Origin of the sequence: Aquirhabdus sp., assembly GCF_046462495.1 — a bacterium.
GTDB lineage: Bacteria > Pseudomonadota > Gammaproteobacteria > Pseudomonadales > Moraxellaceae > Aquirhabdus.
On the sequence record NZ_JBKGVE010000007.1, the window covers coordinates 68,998 to 88,529 of the forward strand.

At 46.9% G+C, this 19,532-nt stretch carries 17 protein-coding genes and 1 pseudogene; 6 read left to right on the plus strand and 12 right to left on the minus strand.

Going from position 1 to position 19,532, the window contains the following annotated elements; genetic code table 11:
- Positions 1–109: 109 nt before the first annotated feature.
- Positions 110–1,420: pseudogene (locus tag ACLHG7_RS08440) on the plus strand (acetyl-CoA C-acetyltransferase); the annotation flags it as partial.
- A 92-nt stretch (positions 1,421–1,512) separates the two neighbouring features.
- On the opposite strand, the gene ACLHG7_RS08445 reads toward ACLHG7_RS08440, so the two are convergent.
- The 3 genes from ACLHG7_RS08445 to ACLHG7_RS08455 all read right to left on the minus strand — a co-directional run bounded on the left by ACLHG7_RS08445 (position 1,513) and on the right by ACLHG7_RS08455 (position 5,632).
- On the minus strand, positions 1,513–3,867 hold the full coding sequence (locus ACLHG7_RS08445) for a TonB-dependent receptor (RefSeq protein WP_410210606.1): 2,355 nt from the start codon (positions 3,865–3,867) through the stop codon (positions 1,513–1,515).
- 122 nt (positions 3,868–3,989) lie between these two features.
- Complete coding sequence (locus ACLHG7_RS08450; protein WP_410210607.1) at positions 3,990–4,601, minus strand: hypothetical protein; 612 nt, start codon at positions 4,599–4,601, stop codon at positions 3,990–3,992.
- A gap of 128 nt (positions 4,602–4,729) precedes the next feature.
- Complete coding sequence (locus ACLHG7_RS08455) at positions 4,730–5,632, minus strand: LysR family transcriptional regulator (protein WP_410210608.1); 903 nt, start codon at positions 5,630–5,632, stop codon at positions 4,730–4,732.
- 141 nt (positions 5,633–5,773) lie between these two features.
- On the opposite strand from ACLHG7_RS08455, the gene ACLHG7_RS08460 reads away from it, so the two are divergent.
- A complete protein-coding gene (locus ACLHG7_RS08460; RefSeq protein ID WP_410210609.1) occupies positions 5,774–6,655 on the plus strand; it encodes an MBL fold metallo-hydrolase in 882 nt (293 codons plus the stop codon).
- Between the two features lie 67 nt (positions 6,656–6,722).
- A complete protein-coding gene (locus tag ACLHG7_RS08465) occupies positions 6,723–7,337 on the plus strand; it encodes an NAD(P)-dependent oxidoreductase (RefSeq protein ID WP_410210610.1) in 615 nt (204 codons plus the stop codon).
- A gap of 47 nt (positions 7,338–7,384) precedes the next feature.
- On the opposite strand, the gene ACLHG7_RS08470 is transcribed toward ACLHG7_RS08465, so the two are convergent.
- The 3 genes from ACLHG7_RS08470 to fghA form a co-directional block, all read right to left on the minus strand.
- Complete coding sequence (locus ACLHG7_RS08470) at positions 7,385–8,470, minus strand: M48 family metallopeptidase (protein WP_410210611.1); 1,086 nt, start codon at positions 8,468–8,470, stop codon at positions 7,385–7,387.
- Positions 8,471–8,512: 42 nt separating this feature from the next.
- On the minus strand, positions 8,513–9,646 hold the full coding sequence (locus ACLHG7_RS08475) for a YjgN family protein (RefSeq protein WP_410210612.1): 1,134 nt from the start codon (positions 9,644–9,646) through the stop codon (positions 8,513–8,515).
- A 333-nt stretch (positions 9,647–9,979) separates the two neighbouring features.
- Positions 9,980–10,807 carry an S-formylglutathione hydrolase gene (gene fghA / locus ACLHG7_RS08480; protein WP_410210613.1) on the minus strand — a complete coding sequence of 276 codons (828 nt, stop codon included), beginning with the start codon at positions 10,805–10,807 and terminating at the stop codon, positions 9,980–9,982.
- 187 nt (positions 10,808–10,994) lie between these two features.
- Here fghA and ACLHG7_RS08485 point away from each other — a divergent pair, with 187 nt between their 5' ends.
- From ACLHG7_RS08485 to ACLHG7_RS08495, 3 genes are all read left to right on the plus strand, one after another.
- Entirely contained in the window at positions 10,995–11,594 is a 600-nt protein-coding gene (locus ACLHG7_RS08485) for a YdeI/OmpD-associated family protein (protein WP_410210614.1), read from the plus strand.
- 421 nt (positions 11,595–12,015) lie between these two features.
- Positions 12,016–12,762, plus strand: a complete 747-nt coding sequence (locus tag ACLHG7_RS08490) for an AAA family ATPase (RefSeq protein WP_410210615.1) — start codon at positions 12,016–12,018, stop codon at positions 12,760–12,762.
- 8 nt (positions 12,763–12,770) lie between these two features.
- Positions 12,771–13,319, plus strand: coding sequence for a GNAT family N-acetyltransferase (locus tag ACLHG7_RS08495; protein ID WP_410210616.1), 549 nt, complete (start codon positions 12,771–12,773; stop codon positions 13,317–13,319).
- Here ACLHG7_RS08495 and ACLHG7_RS08500 read toward each other — a convergent pair.
- The 6 genes from ACLHG7_RS08500 to ACLHG7_RS08525 form a co-directional block, all read right to left on the minus strand.
- On the minus strand, positions 13,258–14,364 hold the full coding sequence (locus ACLHG7_RS08500) for an S-(hydroxymethyl)glutathione dehydrogenase/class III alcohol dehydrogenase (protein ID WP_114897800.1): 1,107 nt from the start codon (positions 14,362–14,364) through the stop codon (positions 13,258–13,260). The genes ACLHG7_RS08495 and ACLHG7_RS08500 overlap by 62 nt on opposite strands.
- 33 nt (positions 14,365–14,397) lie before the next feature.
- Entirely contained in the window at positions 14,398–15,900 is a 1,503-nt protein-coding gene (locus ACLHG7_RS08505; protein ID WP_410210617.1) for a C13 family peptidase, read from the minus strand.
- 238 nt (positions 15,901–16,138) lie between these two features.
- Entirely contained in the window at positions 16,139–16,906 is a 768-nt protein-coding gene (bioD, locus tag ACLHG7_RS08510; protein ID WP_410210618.1) for a dethiobiotin synthase, read from the minus strand.
- A 67-nt stretch (positions 16,907–16,973) separates the two neighbouring features.
- On the minus strand, positions 16,974–17,726 hold the full coding sequence (locus ACLHG7_RS08515) for a methyltransferase domain-containing protein (protein ID WP_410210619.1): 753 nt from the start codon (positions 17,724–17,726) through the stop codon (positions 16,974–16,976).
- Entirely contained in the window at positions 17,723–18,637 is a 915-nt protein-coding gene (locus ACLHG7_RS08520) for a class I SAM-dependent methyltransferase (protein WP_410210620.1), read from the minus strand. Before ACLHG7_RS08520 ends, ACLHG7_RS08515 begins: the two co-directional genes overlap by 4 nt.
- Before the next feature lie 36 nt (positions 18,638–18,673).
- Positions 18,674–19,501, minus strand: coding sequence for an undecaprenyl-diphosphate phosphatase (locus ACLHG7_RS08525; protein WP_410210621.1), 828 nt, complete (start codon positions 19,499–19,501; stop codon positions 18,674–18,676).
- Positions 19,502–19,532 lie beyond the last annotated feature (31 nt).

Consider the following 19,532-nt stretch of genomic DNA (forward strand, 5'->3'; position numbering starts at 1 on the left):
GTATGCTTGACATTATACATGACAAGCGTAATATATAAAAATAAATGATGACCATAATTTAAGAGTACAACTTAAAGCGACTTCATTTATACAATATCTATTCTGATCACAGGAGAAATCCATGAAAACCCTACAGCGCGTTGCAATTCTTGGTGGTTCCCGCATTCCTTTTGCTCGGCAAAATACCAACTATGTCACCACCAGCAATACAGAAATGCTGACCGCTGCACTCAAAGGTGTGGTCAATAAATTTAAGCTTGAAGGCGAACGCCTCGGTGAAGTTGCGGCTGGTGCCGTACTCAAGCACTCCCGCGATGCCAACATCAGCCGTGAAGCCGCATTGGATAGTGGCCTCTCCCCCAACACACCCGCTTATGATGTCCAACAGGCTTGTGCCACATCATTACAAACAACGATCAGCGTGGGTAATAAAATTGCGCTAGGACAAATTGAAGTCGGTATTGCGGGGGGTGTTGATTCATCCTCTGATGCACCTGTCGCATTGAATGAAAAATTGCGCCAGTTACTGCTGAAATTTAACCGCAGTAAGACCCGTTCAGAACGCTTTAGTGTGATAACCGAAATCCGTCCGGACATGTTTGTACCGTCTATTCCCAACATTAACGAACGCCGCACAGGGCTTTCAATGGGTGAGCACTGCGAACTGATGGTCAAACGCTGGAAGATCACGCGTGAGGCACAAGATGAGCTCGCACTGGCCAGCCATCTGAATGGCGCAAAAGCTTACCAAGAAGGCTTCTACGATGACTTGATCGTGCCGTTTCAAGGACTCAGTCGCGATAACAATCTCCGTGCAGATACCTCAGCCGAAAAACTGGCGAAACTGAAACCCGCTTTTGATAAGACCTCAGGTCAAGGTACATTAACGGCGGGCAACTCGACTCCCCTTACGGATGGTGCAGCAGCAGTATTGCTCTCCTCTGAAAGCTGGGCCAAAGCTCATGGCTTTGAACCCCAAGCTTGGTTGATCGATGCTGAAAGTGCTGCGGTAGACTTCTTTGGTCCCAATCCTGAAGGTCTGCTCATGGCGCCCGCACATGCAGTACCCCGTTTACTTGCGCGTAATGGTTTAACCTTACAGGATTTTGATTTTTATGAGATCCATGAGGCCTTCGCAGGCCAAGTCCTGTGTACTATAGCAGCGTGGGAGAGCAGTGAATACTGCAAAAATACACTGGGCTTAAAAGCCGCATTAGGTGCGATTGATCGAAACAAACTGAATGTAAAAGGTGGATCAGTTGGATTGGGGCATCCTTTTGCCGCAACAGGTGCGCGTATCCTTGCTACTGCTGCAAAGAATCTTGCTGAACACCGTGCCAAAACGGGTCAATCAGGACGGACATTGATCTCCATGTGTACCGCCGGCGGGCTTGGCGTCACCGCAATTATAGAAGGCTAGTTTGACTCTGACGTAACATCTGCTACATGACTCAAATGAAATAAGGGCTTGATACCAAGCCCTTATTTTTTTAATTAAACCACTCTGTACCATCAATAAGTGTATTTCAGCTCGCCAAAGAACGTGCGCTCAGTAAACGGATGGAATAAAAAGTAACGCTCATTATTCAGGTTGTCGACCCCAACAGCCGCACTCCAATGCTTGGCAAAGTTATAATTCACCCGCGCATCCATCACAAAGAAGCTCTGAAAACCTTGATAAGTTTCAGGATTAGTATCGGTATTATCCACCGTCGCATATTGCTTGCCGCTATAGCGCCCTGCCAAGGTAAACGCCCAGAGCGGATTAGGACGATACGTCGCGACCAACGTTGCCCGCCAGTCAGGCACATAAGGCGTATGCTTGCCCACTGACGTTGCGCCAGCAATCGTCGGTACGTAGCTATCATTAGCCAGTATCTTGGCATTGACATAGGTCACGTTACCAGACAACTCCAATCCTTGAACCAAAACATTGTCATGCTGCGCAAATAACTCAATACCACGCTGACGGGTTTTATCAACATTCTGAGTAAAGGACACGGGGTTTGTCACACCCGCAATCATTGATGTTTGAGAAATCAGCGCATCGGATACGCGCTCTTCAAACAAAGAGATACGCAGCTTGCTCTCTGCCGTTTTACGCTCAAAAGCCAGCTCATCCGATAGTACGCTCTCAGGCTTTAGATAAGGGTTTGGTTGTGAGAACGTCGCTCCCGTCTGTACGCTCTGATAAAGCTCGCCAACCGTTGGGAAACGAAGAGCCTTGCCGATCGAGCCCGTTACCGTCCATAAATCATTCGCTGTCCATGCGAGTGAGGCTTTGGGCGAGAATCCTGATTTATCGACATTAGGCTGATTGATCGGAAAACCTTTACCATTACTGGTGACCGCATAGTTAAAGCCATCATTCGCCTGCCATTGCTCATAGCGCCCTCCCAGTGTTGCCTTCAGGACTGGCGTCAACTGCCAGACATCCTGCAACCACAGCGCACGAGTTTGTGTTTTACCGCGTGCATCGGTATAGAGACTGGTTGGGTTACCCGCTGACCAATTGTTGGTATTAAACGTTGGGCTGGATAATTGATACCAATCCCCATGCACCCCAAAACTAAAATCATGGGCAACCAATGCCTCAGTGGGCGCTTGCAAGCGTCCCTTCAAATCCAAGGTCGTCCAGCCTGTGCCTTTGGCATCTGCAATACGCCCTGCGCCGCCATACTGTGCCGCAGGATAAATCCCCGTTGAGGTGCGCGTGAGGTCTTCAAGATATCTAAAATTACTGGCCACCAGTTCCCAGTTGAAAGGTCCAGCATTATGGCTCTTCACATTTAAGCTCTGCATCAAACGCTGCTGTTCCACTGAATTACTGGCAAATTGGCCTGCAATGCCGCTGGCACTGTAGGCATATCCACCAATATTAACTTGCCCAGTAGATGCACCGTAATAAGAATTTCCGGCACTGTCAGCCAGATATGAACGCGCTGTTGCATTGGCATCATTTTGCCAATAGCCAATCATATAGTTCGCGCTCAATGTCGGACTAAAATCATAGCCAAGCTTGAGCTTGAAGTTATCCTGCACGGTATGATTGATATTGCCTGCACCCAGATACTGAATTGCACCGCCCGTACGGTTCTGATCCGCGATCGCACCGCTAATCACAGGAAGGTTACCTCCTGCCTTGGTCGTTGACTGAGCAATGCTGCCGAAGGTGATTGGCTGACTATCACTTTCTAGATGATTGGCGCTAAATACCCAAGAAAAATCTCCAACGCGGTCGCCTAAGAAGACACTGTACTGCTGCGCTGGATATTCATCTTTGGTTCCATACTGGGCGTAACGCTGTGAAGTGCCACGAATCGTTGCACTGGCTTCGAAGTGATCAGGCATGCGCGTGGTGATTTCAGCGACCGCGCCATAAGAGTTACCTGCGTAGGCGGCAGAATATGGACCATACATCAGGTCAATCCGACTAATCTCTTCAGGCGCAACCATAAACCACTGCGGTGAGCCGTTGCCGTTATTGTTATTCACCAATGTAGACAGCAACACGCCATCGGCAAAAATCAAACTGCGGGCACTGCCATTCACACCGGTTGTACGCGTTGCGAGCGGTGCATTGGTGTCGCCGATATAGCGTTTACGCACCAAGACATCAGGCAAATATTTCAGCGCATCTTCGGTATTGACCACGTTGATCGTTGCGGCGGCTTGTTTAGCCGTGATACTGGCAGTCGTGGCTGGAAATTGATTGTTTTTTTCAGCCATAGGGGACTTACCCTTAACGACGATAGTGGCCATTTCAGCTTCTGGCGTTACTTCGGCATGCACAGTCAATGATGTTGCAGCACAAGCAAAGGCCAAAGCGGTTCGTTTAAAACGGACCTGTTGAGTCACATGACGCATAGATTCTATTCCTGATAAAACTGGATGAATAAAAAGCTGAATGCGTAGAACACTTGCACTGACAATCATCAATGCAAAGCGTGACGCGGCACATTCAAGCTTTTTGGGATCGTTTTGATAGATCAGGAATAAACAGGTGGTGCGTGAGGTTGAGGTCTAAAGAAGACAACAGATTTTGAATGAAAAGTACGATAAACACTTCGAACAATCGACTTCGATGAAGTCAATAACAGCATGAGCAACACCAGCACAATCGCCAGTGTTGGTAATAATCCGCCATCCAGTCCATGCGAACACAATGGACAGCTTTTCATAATTTTTGCCGCAAGCTCCATAACTTCATGTACGCGTGCATCATGATGATGCAGCATGCTGCTATCCATCATCGGCGCAGGCTTAACAATCGACTCAGGTAGAGCTGGCATCGACATCCCAGACATATCCATTCCGGACATGTCGTGCATGTCGTGCATGTCGTGCATGTCGTGCATGTCGTGCATGTCGTGCATGTCGTGCATGTCGTGCATGTCGTGCATGTCGTGCATGTCGTGCATCATTGCGGAAGGCGTAGCGGGTGTCGAGGAGATTTGGATAGACAGTGGTCGGCAATGCTCAGAGAGCCCGTAGATGGCTGGCATCAGACCAAAGTTGATAAAGGTTGGCAACATTAAATGCCACAGCAAACAAAGCAGCGCCACTGAACCAATGCTGGTTCGCGTCGCTTTAGATCGCATGTGTTGAATGATCAAATGTTTGCCAAATCGCCTATTTATCGCGGTGGATTGTAGCAAGATGTAACTCAAAAGTGGAGAAATCAGGGGGAAATAATGATTCTGTCCTCATTGCATGGACATCTTATACGCTATAGCTCATCCCAAGTCGGCTGTTGTGCAAACCACCCCACCAGAAAATCTAGCATGGTTCGAAGCGTTGCGGGCATGTGCTTACGCGAGGTGTAAACACCATAGATACCTAGCTCAAGCGCATGATAATCAGGCAAAATCACCGTAAGCTCACCGGTCCGAACCAAAGGCGCCACTAAAGATGTGGGGAGTAGCGCAACACCCGCCCCTGCAATAGCGGCTTGCATCAAAATCGATGCTTCATTCGCGCATATTCTGCTATGGATGGAAAAATGCTTAAGTTTGCCCTCATGCTCGAATTGCCATTCATTTTTGCCATGATAGGCATGCGTTAAACAATGATGACCTGCCAAATCTTCCCCACATAAAGGCGTGCCGTATTCACTGAGATACGCTGGAGAGGCGCAGACCACTGAACGGCAAACGGATAATTGACGGGCAATGAGATTCGGCTCGAGATGGTTCGTAATTCGGATCGCTAAATCAATGCGCTCATCCACCAAATCAACCGTATGGTCAAATAACAATAACTCAACACTCACCTCTGGATATTGCTTCACATAATCCGTGATCGCTTGCATGATCTGAACCTGAGCAAAAGATGAACTGGTCGTAATTCGTAGTAAACCATGGGGCTGACTTTCTGTTGGGGATAGCACTGCCTGCATATCATTGGTCATCTCCAATATCTGACGGCAGCGTGTCAACATTTCGCTCCCTGCCGCAGTGAGACTGAGTTTGCGCGTGGTGCGATGCAGTAAACGACTGCCAGACCACTGCTCAAGTTCCGCCAAATAACGCGAAACAACGGGGCGAGACAAATTCAGTTTTTCAGCGGCCGCCGACTGACTACCCGACTCGACGACAGTCACAAAGACCTCCATCGCTGACAACTTATCCATCGTTTCCCCTCATGATTTGACCGATTTACGCAACAAACTATATCGAATAGTACGCTTTTTCACAGGAATAAAAACGCCTATCGTACAGATACAGCAACAATGACATTAACAGCGCACCTTATAAATCATTTGGAGTAAATCATGTCTCAGTTACGTTCAATCGCAATCCTCTCAAGCACGCTACTCACCATCGCGGCAACCTCATATGCGATGGCCGCACCACTCAAACTAGATATCTATAATCCGGGTAAAGACTCGATTTTCCCTGTCTCATCGGTGCTGGTCACCGGTAAAACCGATGCGATTCTAGTGGATGCGCAGTTTGGCAAATCACAAGCTGAAAAAGTGATTGAAAAGATCAAAGCCAGTGGCAAAAAACTCACCACCATCTATATCAGTCATGGTGATCCTGACTATTATTTTGGTCTAGATACCATCAAAGCGGCTTACCCAGATGCCAAAGTCTTCGCGACCCCACAAACCGTGGCCCACATCAAAGAAACGGTTGCAGGTAAACTGGCGTTCTGGGGACCTAAACTGGGTGCAGATGCGCCGAAACAAACCATTATTCCAGATGTGCTCCAAGGCGACAGCCTGACCCTTGATGGCAAGAAACTCAACATCATTGATCTTAAAGGCAATCAACCTGAGCGCAGTGTGGTCTGGATCCCTTCGCTTAAAGCAATTGTGGGTGGCGTAGTAGTCGACGGACCAAACATTCATGTCTGGATGGCCGACACTCAAACCCCAAAATCACATACAGACTGGCTGGCGACCTTACAAACGATCAAAAATCTGAAGCCTAAAACAGTCGTCCCTGGACATTACTTACCGGGTGCTCCCCTAACCCTTCAATCCGTAGATTACACCGCAAGCTACATCAAAACATTTGATGAAGAAACCGCTAAAGCAAAAGACTCTGCCGCACTGATCAATGCGATGAAGAAACGCTATCCTCAAGTAGACGACGTGTCATCACTTGAACTCAGCGCGAAAGTGGCCAAAGGTGAAATGAAGTGGTGATTGATATCATTTTCTTTTTCCCATTTATCTGATTATTCAATATTAAATTTATTTTAGGAGTTATCTCATGAGTCATATTGCCATCATCGGCGCTACAGGTCGCGCTGGAAGCCAACTGTTTGAGGAAGCACTGCGTCGTGGTCATACCGTCACTGCAATTGCACGCAAAGCATCAAGCTTAGCAGGGCGCGATGGCGTCACCACCAAAGATGTGGATATCCTGAATGCTGCTGCACTTGCAGATGCTGTAAAAGGCACTGATGCCGTATTTAGTGCAGCGCATTTCTCCTCAATTCCTGCGCATGCCATCATTGATCCGGTCAAAAAAGCAGGCGTACCTCGTCTACTGGTTGTCGGTGGAGCAGGTAGTTTGTTTGTCGCACCGAATGTCAGAGTCATTGATACCCCGAACTTCCCTGAAGAATATAAAGCGGAAGCCACTGCAGGTGGTGTCTACCTCGATACCCTGCGCTCAGAAAGCGAACTCGACTGGACGTTCCTCTCCCCTTCAGCGTTGTTCATCGAAGGTGAGCGCACAGGTAAATTCCGCATTGGACAAGATGACTTGCTGGTGGATGCCACAGGCAAAAGCTGGATCACCTTTGCAGACTACGCGATTGCTTATATTGATGAGTTAGAAAAACCTGCTCACTCACGTCAGCGTTTTACTGTGGGTTATTAATCCTATCGTTTACAGATAAAAAAATCCGCGTATCTACGCGGATTTTTTTATGAATGACCTTCAAAACGCGCGATGCGCTCCGATGTCGGGGGATGTGTTGAGATATAATTTTTAAGACCATTTTTCAACGAATCATTGCCATCATTTTCACCACCGCCCACTGTCTCCAAACGTAGCAAGATATCGGAGAAATAATGCAGCGGAAGTTCCTTTTTCACCATTAACTCATAGGCATAATCATCCGCTTCGCGCTCGAATTCACGAGAATAGGTCAGCCCAACCAACTGTGCGGGCGTTTCATTCAGCAAGCTCGTGGTATTTCCAGTCACTGCGATGATCAGCGCTTTTAAAGAATCATTAGTAATGGATTGCCGCAGTGCATGGCGGCGTTCGATATGTCCCGTCTCATGGGCAAGTACCGCCAGCAACTCATAATCATTAGCCACCAGATTGACCAGTTCATCCGTTACCACAATTCGACCATCAGGCAGTGCAAACGCGTTGGGACCCAACTTCCCCCCTTGACGAAAGATAATTTCCCGCTCCGGATTTGCAGAAATCCAATGCTTATATTCCTCACGAATCTCGATCCGCCGAGAGATTGGCAATTCACTGTGCTTAAGCGTGTCATGATCAAGTGTTGCCAATGTACTGACACCAAGATCGTCTAAGGTATGCTCAGGCAGTGCATAAGCCGTCTGCTTAGCAATCAACGGTATCCCATACTGTAAGACTAAAACTGCAAAAATAATGGTGACCACAACACTGACCAATATCCAGCGCGGACTACTCTCCCAGCGCCAAATCCGGCTCAACCACATCCGCTTTAACCATGCGAGGCGTGACTCCGTCCAGTCCGTTGGCGTCAACCAATCGGGTAAATCCATTTGCAGTAGCTCTATACACACATCATGCGCGAACTCAATCATTGGCGGAGTCTGACCAATGGCAGCGCGAATCAAACCATCTTTTAATCGAAACGACTGCGCGTCACTATCTCCTTCTAAATCGACCCAAATCACCCCGCTATCATCGCTGGGATACATACGCCCCTGACGCTCACGCGAACTCTGCCCATCAAAGAATCGGATCGCGATGGCTTGCTTCAGATGACGATGTTGCTTTGAATCCATAGATGGGAATACCTTGAGATTGATAAAAGTCTGACTTCAGGCTTACAAGGAGAGATCGATTCCGATCAGATCATTAAGCTCCTCGCCAAATGCTTTTAGGTCGGCTTGCATCACTGCAAGAATCTCTTGTGGATTGTCCTGCCACTCGATACTGACCGAATTAATCCGATAGCGCTGGACACGAATAATGGCCCAAGGGATCATCATGCCGAGCGTCATGACACAGATCCAAAAATTACTATAGGCGATCCATAAATACTTAAAGACGCTAAGATCACTGGTAAAAGCACTCCGCCCCAGTGACACCCGTGACCAGCACAACCGAAAGACCAGCGCAGAGGTAATCCAATACATCGATGCGAGCACCATCAAAAATACAAAAATCAGCGGACTTAAGCGCCATAGAATATTCTTGGCATCCTTCCAATCTTCGATATGGATATCCATGTTGGATAGATAGATCGCCAGCGCAGTCAACCCAGCATACAAACCGACCAATAACAGCATCGGAAACCACATGGCGACATAAAAGTGTCGCACCTTCGCGTGAAATTGAAACTTTAACCGCCCAAGCTGTAAGTTACTGAACTGATATCGCTTGTGCCGATAAATATAATAGGGCAACAGCAAACCTAGACTGATGATTACCAGCAGACCAAAGCCCCAATAGGTCATAAACGCCTGTCGCCATGTTCCGGTGAACTTAAATCGCACATGACGATAGACCGTATTTCTGGCTTTAAAGCGGTAGGTTGCCCGAAACAGATAAGGAATGATGGCATAAATAGCAAAGAGCAGCACACCGGCAACCCACTGTAACCAAGAGCCCTTTAAGGCGCCTTCAGAATGCGCCCCGAAATACACGGCTAAAGCCGCAATCCGCCCAATAAAGATGGCACGCGCTTGACCCGTGAAGTCAAAACGAGCCCCTTCAAGTGCGGTATGCGTATAGAAATAACGTAGGCGTCTCACCTTAGCCCAAGGGGAATACAAGCTTAAGGTCATAATTGTCAACAGCCAATTGACCAACCAAATGCCGAAATATTCACTCGCTTTGCCATAAAAACGAAAACGGCTCTTTTGCCCAAACAATTCCGGCAGTGCACTTTCAGATTGAGGCTCGCTTGAAACCGTAGGCAGAGTAGGGACATTCGACTGAAATGGCAAAGTCGTCATGGCTGCATCATCGATAAATCATGAGAAAGGAGAGTTTCCATTTTTGTCCTTCTTGCTATCCTATTTTTAAAATCCTATTTTTTAAAACGCAAAATTCGTTCCATAGTGAACAGACGAGCAAATCAATGATGTTTAATCTGCTGTAACAGTACTGCCTATTTATATTTCTTTATTCCCTTGGAACTCAGATATTCGGAAAAAGTTATGGACAGTAATACCCCATTGAAACCTCATGGAGGGCATCCACTTTTGTGATAATACCCTAATCCAATCAACACTTAGAATAATCTAAGTGGTCGTAAAAATATATAAATAGAAATGAAATTGGACCAATTAGACAAAGGCTTCAACATGAAAAACAACATGATCAGTCATCACACTTTGAATAAAATAATAACCATGATCATAGTGCGCATGACGGCGTAGTTGCAGCGGCTGCCCAACATGAGCACAGGCTGCCTCAAAGAGATCAGGATTAAGTTGATTTAGGAATTTATCCTCCAAGCCTTGATCAATCAGGATGTTGTTAAACAGCTTGCCTTTAGCCCGCACCAAACGCGTCGCATCGTGTTCAATCCATGTCGATTGATCCGTGCCCAAATACGTTGAAAAAGCCTTAATCCCCCATGGACAATCAATCGGTGCGGCTATCGGCGCAATGGCGGAGACCGAGCGGAATAAGTCTGGATGGCGGAGTGCCAGTGTCAACGCGCCATGGCCCCCCATAGAATGCCCCATCAGCCCAAGGCGTTGTACGGGGAAACTGTCCTGAATCAGCGTATACAGCTCACGGGTGATGTAGGACTCCATCCGATAATGCTTAGCCCAAGGCTGCTCAATTGCGTCTAAGTAAAAGCCAGCCCCTTGACCGATATCCCAATAGTCTCCAGTTGCAACACTCTCTCCGCGAGGACTGGTATCAGGAGAAATCAAAATCACTCCCAAATCAGAGGCAATTTGCTGCGCATGGGCCTTAATTGGGAAAGTTTCTTCATTACAGGTCAGTCCTGCAAGATAGATCAATGCGAGGCAACGTTCACCGACCAAAGCCTTTGGCGGTAAATAGATGCCAAATTTCATTGGTAAGCCGATCTCTTTTGAATCATGCTGATAGAAGCGTTGTTCACCGTTGAAGCAGTGGGTGGTACTTAATAATTGCATGAATTTTCTCATAAAGAATTTAGTGGGTTTGGGATAATTTTTAGCATTACTTATTTATGCAAAGACCGCTTCAGCTAAAACAAAATTCATTTTATTCTACTATTTTGAGTTATATTTTTTGAAAATGAAATGAAGTTTATAGTTAACTTGCTAGAACAAAAAAAAATTTTAAGTTAGGCAGAATCTTATGTCCTCAGACTCAAAACAAACAAATAAGCCGCTGACCAAAGAACAGTATTATTTCAAAAATGACAAGGAATGGCGTAACTGGTTGCATGAAAATCATCACTCATCCAAAGGGATTCATTTGATCTTTTATCGTGTCGATAGCGAAACTGAAAGCATGCGTTGGGAAGAAGCGGTACAAGTTGCTATTTGCTATGGGTGGATTGATTCTACGGTCAAAAAATTAGACGATGAACGACGCATTCAATTATTTGCACCCAGAAAAGACAAAAGCGTCTGGAGTAAACTCAATAAAACTTATATCGAAAAGCTCATTAAACAGAACTTGATGCACGAAAGCGGCTTGCGGAAAATTGAACTTGCAAAGCAAAATGGCTCTTGGGAATCACTCGACGATGTTGAGAATCTAGTCATCCCTAAAGATTTGGAGTTAGCTTTCGCAGCTCATCCAATGGCGCTTGAGAATTATCAGCGTTTCAGCCCGTCCTATCGAAAAAACTATCTGTATTGGCTAAATCAAGCCAAACGAGTAGAAACACGTGACATACGAATTGCTGAAATTGTGCGGCTTTGCGAGGAAAATATAAAATCGAGGCAATAACATCAATGTAAAATGTGGCCAGCCGAAGGACATTGCATTCATTTCAAAATAGATTACCCTCAGTCAATGACTCATTCATTTATTGGTCGAATAATATGTCTGAAGAATCACCCTCATGCCCAATGGCATACACTTTGCGATTACCCTCCTTGGAGGAACTTTTGTTTTTTTAAGTGCTGTGCTTATTTACCAGCTATTAACCAATCCATTCGAATGGAAGTTTTTTACTTTGACCGCGGGGATCTTTTGTATCACGATAGATTTTCTGAGCGGGGGCATTTACGCAGCGTTATCCTTTTTTAGTGCTGATCTGGTTGGTTCCCGAACAGTATGACTGACTCATCTGCATTGACTCTCTAGATCCATGCTGATAGCTTCGAGATACTTAAAGACTTCTTCTAGATGAGTTCGATAGAGCTTCATGATTTCAACCCAGTTCATCAGCCGAATCACACTAAAGCGAGAAAAAGTCGAGTCATTTGATCGCTATCCCTTTTCGCTCCCTGCGGTCCGTTCCTTTGAGCACCTAAACATCCATCCCAAGGTGACCTATTTCATCGGTGAGAATGGTTCTGGAAAATCGACGCTGCTGGAAGCAATCGCAGTCTCTCTAGGGTTCAATCCCGAAGGCGGTACTAAGAATTTTAGCTTTGGCACTCGACGTTCGCATTCTGAGCTCCATGAATATCTTCGGATTGCCAAGGGCGTTCTTCGTCCACGCAATGGATTTTTTCTAAGGGCAGAAAGTTTCTTCAACGTCGCGACAGAAATCGAAAGACTGGATGATGGACCTGGTGGCCCACCTATTATTAACTCTTATGGCGGGCGCTCTTTACACGAGCAATCTCACGGTGAGTCTTTCCTCGCGCTCATGACTAACAGATTTAGTGGGCAGGGTTTATACATCCTTGATGAACCCGAAGCAGCGCTGTCGCCGCAAAGACAGTTGGCTGTTTTATCACGCATGCACGACCTGATTTTGGATAACGCTCAGTTCATCATTGCCACACACTCCCCCATCCTCATGGCCTATCCAGACGCATGTATCTACCAATGCAGCAAAGAAGGTATCTCACAGATTGCATATGAAGACACTGAACATGTGCAAGTCACCCGAGATTTCCTATCCAATCCACAGCGAATGCTAAAAATTCTGATGGAACGGTAAAGCAAAACATGATTCAAACTCAAAGACTCATCATTCGTCCATTTCAGAAAGCAGATAGAAATGCTCTAGTCAAATTGCTCATGGATGAAGAGTTTATGGCATTTTCAAACTCAGGGGCATTCGGCAGCGAAGGTGCTCATCAACGATTTAATCAAATCATATCGTTCACGTCAAAAGGCTTTGGAAAACAAGCCATTATTTTGGCGGAATCGAGTGAGCTCGTGGGATATTGTGGAATCGAGCCATTTGAATTAAATGGTTCCCAAGAAATGGAGCTGGGTTATAGAATAGTTTCACACCAAAGAGGTCAGGGAATCGCCACTGAAGCGGCCCTTGCAGTTTTAGCTCACTCATCTATGCATCAATTATTTGCTTATGTTGAAGAATTGAATCGCAAGTCGATTAGAGTTTTGGTTCGCCTTGGCTTTAAAAACCAAGGCGAATACATAGTCAATGGAAAACCCTATCAATTATTCGAATATGACCGTGACTCGATCAATACACAATCACCGACCGAATTGACTCCCCTCGCTTCATCAAATCAAAACCTTCATTGATCTGATCTAGACGCAGATGATGGGTGATCAAGTCATCGATATTCAGCTTACCATCCATATACCAGTCAACAATCTTCGGTACATCGGTACGGCCACGTGCACCGCCAAATGCCGATCCTTCCCACTTACGACCCGTCACCAGTTGGAATGGACGAGTGCTGATCTCTGCACCCGCTTCAGCCACCCCAATGATGATACTACGTCCCCAACCTTTGTGCGAAGACTCGAGAGACTGGCGCATGGTGGTGGTATTACCAATACATTCAAACGAATAGTCTGAGCCACCATCAGTCAATTGAATGATGGCATCGACAACGTTTTCGACATTTTTGGGATTGATGAAGTGCGTCATGCCAAACTTACGCGCCATTGCTTCACGCGCAGGATTGGTATCGATACCGATAATCTTGCCAGCACCCACCATCTTGGCACCCTGAATGACATTCAAACCGATGCCACCCAATCCAAATACCACAACGTTAGCACCCGCTTCCACTTTGGCCGTAAACAAGACTGCGCCTACCCCTGTAGTAACGCCACAACCTATATAGCAAACTTTATCAAATGGCGCATCTTCACGGATCTTGGCCAAAGCGATCTCAGGCACGACAATATGATTAGCAAAGGTCGATGTGCCCATGTAATGCAGAATCGGTTGACCATCCAGCGAGAAACGCGAAGTGCCATCGGGCATCAGCCCTTGACCTTGGGTCGAGCGAATGGCTTGGCAGAGATTGGTTTTTTGCGATAGGCAGAATTTGCATTGACGACATTCTGGGGTGTAAAGCGGAATCACGTGATCACCGGGTTTGAGTGAAGTCACTCCAGCACCCACTTCAAGAACAACCCCCGCCCCCTCGTGACCAAGGATCGCCGGGAAGCGCCCTTCAGGATCTGCGCCGGATAGGGTGTAATAATCGGTATGACAAATCCCTGTCGCTTTGATTTCAACCAAGACTTCACCCGCACGCGGCGGTGCGAGATCAACTTCGTGAATGGTGAGTGGCTGACCTGCTGACCATGCAATCGCGGCACGTGTTTTCATCATAAGACTCCGCTAGATGAATTTGAAAATGAACTAATGTTTCGGGAAAGGCGATACTACATGTTTATCAGAAATGACCTTGTTCCGATGCGGTGTTTGAATCGGAACGCCGCTGATCGAAGAATCAATCGCAGGGGCAATCGACAATGTAGAAGGCAAGTTCACCGCAGAATCACTCGGAAATAAGCGGCTCTCTAATTGCGGTAAAACAGCCGCGATATTACTACCTATCCGCATTTGTGGGTTAGACGCGGGAAAGTCATCCTGCTTTTCACGTGCGCGGATACTGGTTTGAGCAACTTTAAAAGCATCCGTCAAAGAATTCTGCGTACGCATCGCTTCTGCAAAGAAGGCACGCCCAAAGTAGGTGTAGTCCGCTTCAGCCTGACAACCAAACGACGCGCGATCAGCCGCAGATGCAGTAATAACGATCGTATCTGGCGATTCTAAAGCGGGAATAAAGCTTCCTGAATAACACGCAGAAATGACCAATACACGCCAACGAATTTTGGCATGATCCAGCGCACCGCGCAGCCACTGCGGATCAATTGAATTCATCCCTATAGGATCATTGGCCAATTCAAAAATATTTTGATTACCATGTGAGGTCATAAATAAAAACAGCACATCGCTGTCTGGATTCATATCCTGACCAATACGATCAAGCGTTTGCGCAATGCTGGTCCGGCTGGCGATGGGCAATGTGCCTTGCGTATTCGCATTGTTGATCAAGCCTACCGAGCGTCCAAGCGTCCCAAAACGGGTATCGAACTGACGCTGTGTCGTCTCCACTTCTGTCTTAAACACGTCCTGATAACCCGCACCTGCCACACCAACAAAATACCAGTGCGTTTCCCCAAAGATGCCTTTTTGCAGTTGATTGAGGACATTATCCAATAAGCGCGGCTGAGCATAGAGCGCATCTTCGGACAGCATGACGGGTTGAATCTGCTCTTCAACTTTCCAGATTGGCTGACTGCTGACGGTTTGCTGCCAGATGGCCAAGGTCACAATCGTTCCAGCGAGGATCAGGATTTGTTCCCACCACGGCCATTTTTGTTGTCTTGCGAAAATCCAGAGGAGTGAGACGGTCTGCCAAATAAACAGCACCAAGAATAAGGAGTTCATCCACGGTAAGATGAAATCAGGGAGGCGATCAATCAACCCTAAATATTGTAATAAGCTCTGGATAAGCGCGATATAGATATCCGCGGCCAACCATAAGATGACAGGGACCAACATCAAACGCCCAAGCCCGCTGCGTTGGGCTAAAAAAATCCCTGCAATCAGTGCAATAAATGGCCAGAGCAAATAACTGACTAGTCCTTGACCATTAAAATGACCCGCACCATTTGCGGTAAGCCAGCTAAACAGGGTATTGGCAAGGATCGCCAACACCCCCAAAAACACCAGTTGCACTGCGCTCGGAGTGACATAACGGAATGCACGACGCGAACCCAGCAACATCCATAATGCAGCTTTCTGATTTGCAAACAAATCCGCAAAAAAACTTCGAGAAGGTGGCAATTCAATCATGGGATTTTCAGCTGGATACTCTCAAAACGCTTTACGTTATACATGAATAACATCACAAAACTGGATGATATCAGCTCAACAACAAAAATGTTAACTAGTTCTCTTTTTTTGAATATTTTCCCAAAAACATTGCAAAAGCTAGAGTGACAAATTAAGACCGAAAATGACATAAATTGATACAAAATATTTGTAAATCTGCCCATTTTCTGCACAATCAATTTGACCAATTAATCCAACTTTAGCCCACCACAATTTCCTCGCCCGGCAGACGAATCAAATCCACCAGCGCATCAATATCCAACGTCTCCTGGAAAGGTAAAATACCTAAACAAGGGGCACGCAATCGCTCTCTTAAGGACTGGATCTGTGCGGTCACATAATCGGCATCTTGATCGGTGTCTAAAATGGTCACCACCCAGCCCGCCAAGGGCAAACCATCACGCTGGATCGCCTCCGCAGTCAATAATGCATGATTCAGACAGCCTAAGCGAACACGAATCACCAAAATGACTGGCTTTTGCAATTGTTTGGCAATGTCAGCCAAAGTCTCTCTCGCATTGATCGGTACACGCCAGCCCCCAGCCCCTTCCACGATCACCAGATCAGCTCGTGTCGATAGCGCAGCACGAATCTGTCCAACAACGCGATCTGCACGTAATGCTTGGCCTGCGGCTGCCGCAGCCAGATGAGGTGAAATGGGATCAGGTAAACGGATGGGTGCACGGAGCATTGGATCAATGTCTATGCTGGAATAGCAATGCATGTTTTCCGCATCTTCGCTTATGAGCTTACCCATGCTATCCATTGCACAGCCCGCTGTAATCGGCTTAACCCCAAAGGCACTCCACCCTAATCGCTTTGCTCGCGCCAAAAGCACACAGGAAACCACCGTCTTGCCGACTTCGGTATCCGTTCCCGTGATAAAGAAAACCTGCCTGAGTTTCAGAGGCGCAGGATGATTGGATGAAGAGTTGGATGAAGGGCTGGGCACTACGGAATCAGTCACACATATTCTCGCTTTATCACACGGTGAACAAAAAACAGATTTTTTTACTGATGCAATTGAAGCAGATCTATCGTTTTCTAAGCTGCATATAGAGTACTTGATATTCCAATGTGATGGGTTTGTGATCTCGTAACCATGCCCGAAACTGCGCTGGAGGTACAGGTTCTTGCACCCGACCCAAGCGATGCCCCCCCATCAGTTTGAGCGTATGAAGCAGCTCTTGCAAATTGGCAAACGGTTGCGACCACACTTCCTGAGTCATTGAAACCAACTCGACATCCAGAGACTGCACTTGTTGCAGCCACGCTTCCACCGCTAAAAAGTCAAAAATCGGCAATTGTGGATAGCGCGCGCTTACGGTTGCAAAAGACCCCAAAACAGGTAGGGCCAGCCATAACATGCCATTACTTTTCACGATCCGACTCAACTCAAGCAATACACTGGGTTCAAGCCAGTGCAAGGCGAAATGACTCACGACATGATCCACGCTACGGTCAAGAAGCGGCAAATCACGCATATCGGCCTGTATCGTTTGAATCCCCGCAAGAGATTGCAACTGGGCCAACATGGCTGGGGATTGATCAATGGCAAAAACCTGATGTTGTTGCTCGACCAGTCGCTTCGCCAATGCGCCCGTACCAGTACCTACATCAGCCCACTGAGATACAGATTCGGACTTAAACGCATCGCCAGTGATCATTAGCTGAAATAAAAACTCCGCGGATTGACGTTGCAAAATGCTCACACGATCATAACTTGGTGCGGCAAGGTCAAAGGCCTGCCAGATCGCATCATCTACTGTAGATTTAATGACGGTCATGACTGAGCGTCGTCCTGATCCGTCAAGGCGGACTCGATATTTATGGCGTGCGGCTGAAAATAACCATCGAATCGACAAGCATCCCCCACCCAGCGATGGTCTGGCTCAATACCTGACAATGGCTCGGCCAATTTAGGTCGCTTTACAATCACCCGTTTTGCCACTTTCTGGGCTAGGGGTAACAGAGCATCCCCCCAATCCACGACCACACTGTCATCAGATGAATGCAATAGATACTGCAGTATCTGCATTTCTTTTTTAACAAGAGGTTGTTTTTTCTCCGTTGCACTTTTGGGAAACATTGGATCGAGATAAATCACATCAAACTGAGTATCTTCTTTTGAAAGCTGGATAGATTCAGTCAATAACTCTTCAGACTTGGCATGAACAAGCGTTATGCGTGACAAAGCTTGCTGCAATCGTTTATCCGCATGTGTCATCGCCTGCTCTTTCGCCGAGATGAGTAATAACGCAAGAATGGGGTGGCGCTCGACCAGCGTCACAGTCGCTCCGCACCATGCGAGGAGTAAGCCATCATGTCCAAGCCCCGCAGTGGCATCCATGATTTTTGGCGACTCTGTAGCTAGACATGCGCGCGCCAACACTTCACTCCGCACACCAGCACGTTGTAAACGCGGTAACTCCCCCACCCAATCCGGCTGCATTTTCATGCCATTGACCGCCAGCCATAATCCGGCATGATCGCAGATCAATGCCAGTTCTGGGTGCAAACGCAATTCACGCGCAGTCGGCGTGACCTCTTGTTCATGCAACGTCAACGTGAAATGATAATCACGCGGATGAGTCGCAGTATGATTAGCTGCGTGATTAACGATATAGTCATCAAGCCACTGCTTTGCTGCAGAAGCCTGCCTTGCGGTATCAGGCAAATGGATCAGACGTAAGTTCATCAAATGATGATGAACCGATGTGCATGAGCATGCAAGTTACGCATTCCAGTTGACCCAACCGAACCAAGAGGTAAGTAGGATCAATATCCCAAAACCAATGCGATACCAAGCAAAGATTGTAAAATCATGCTTTGACACATAACGCACCAGTGCCTTAACTACCAATAACGCCACGATAAAAGCCATGACAAACCCAACAGCGATCACGGGAAAGTCGGTCAACAAAAACTCATGGCGATGCTTGGCAACGGATAATACCGTAGCGCCCAGCATGGTCGGAATCGCTAAGAAGAATGAAAACTCCGCCGCAGTCTTCCGCGACAAACCAAAAAACAAACCACCGATAATCGTCGCCCCTGAACGGGAGGTGCCGGGAATCATAGCAAAGCACTGGGCAAAGCCGACTTTCAGTGCTTGCTGCCAGCTCATGTCATCAACTTCTTCAGCAGATACTTGGTGTGTTCTACGCTCAGCCCACAAGATCACAAAGCCGCCGAAAATCAACATAAATGCGACGACAAGTGGATTAAACAAATAGTTCTGGATCGTGTCGTGCGCAATAAAACCAATAATTGCGGCGGGCAAAAACGCCACTAACACATTGCGCGTAAAACGAATGGAGCTGGCATCGCGGCTGATCAATCCGGCGGTGACATGAATCAATTTTGCACGATATTCAAAGCAGATGGCCAGAATCGCACCCAACTGAATCGCAATTTCAAACACCACGCGTTTTTCAGCAGTCCAAAAGTTCAGTAGCTCACCGACTACGATCAGATGCCCCGTACTGGATACAGGCAAAAACTCGGTCAAACCTTCAACGATTCCCATGATGAAAGCTTGAAACAACAATAATAAATCCATGCGATTAACTCTAAAAACTGATGAATAAGCC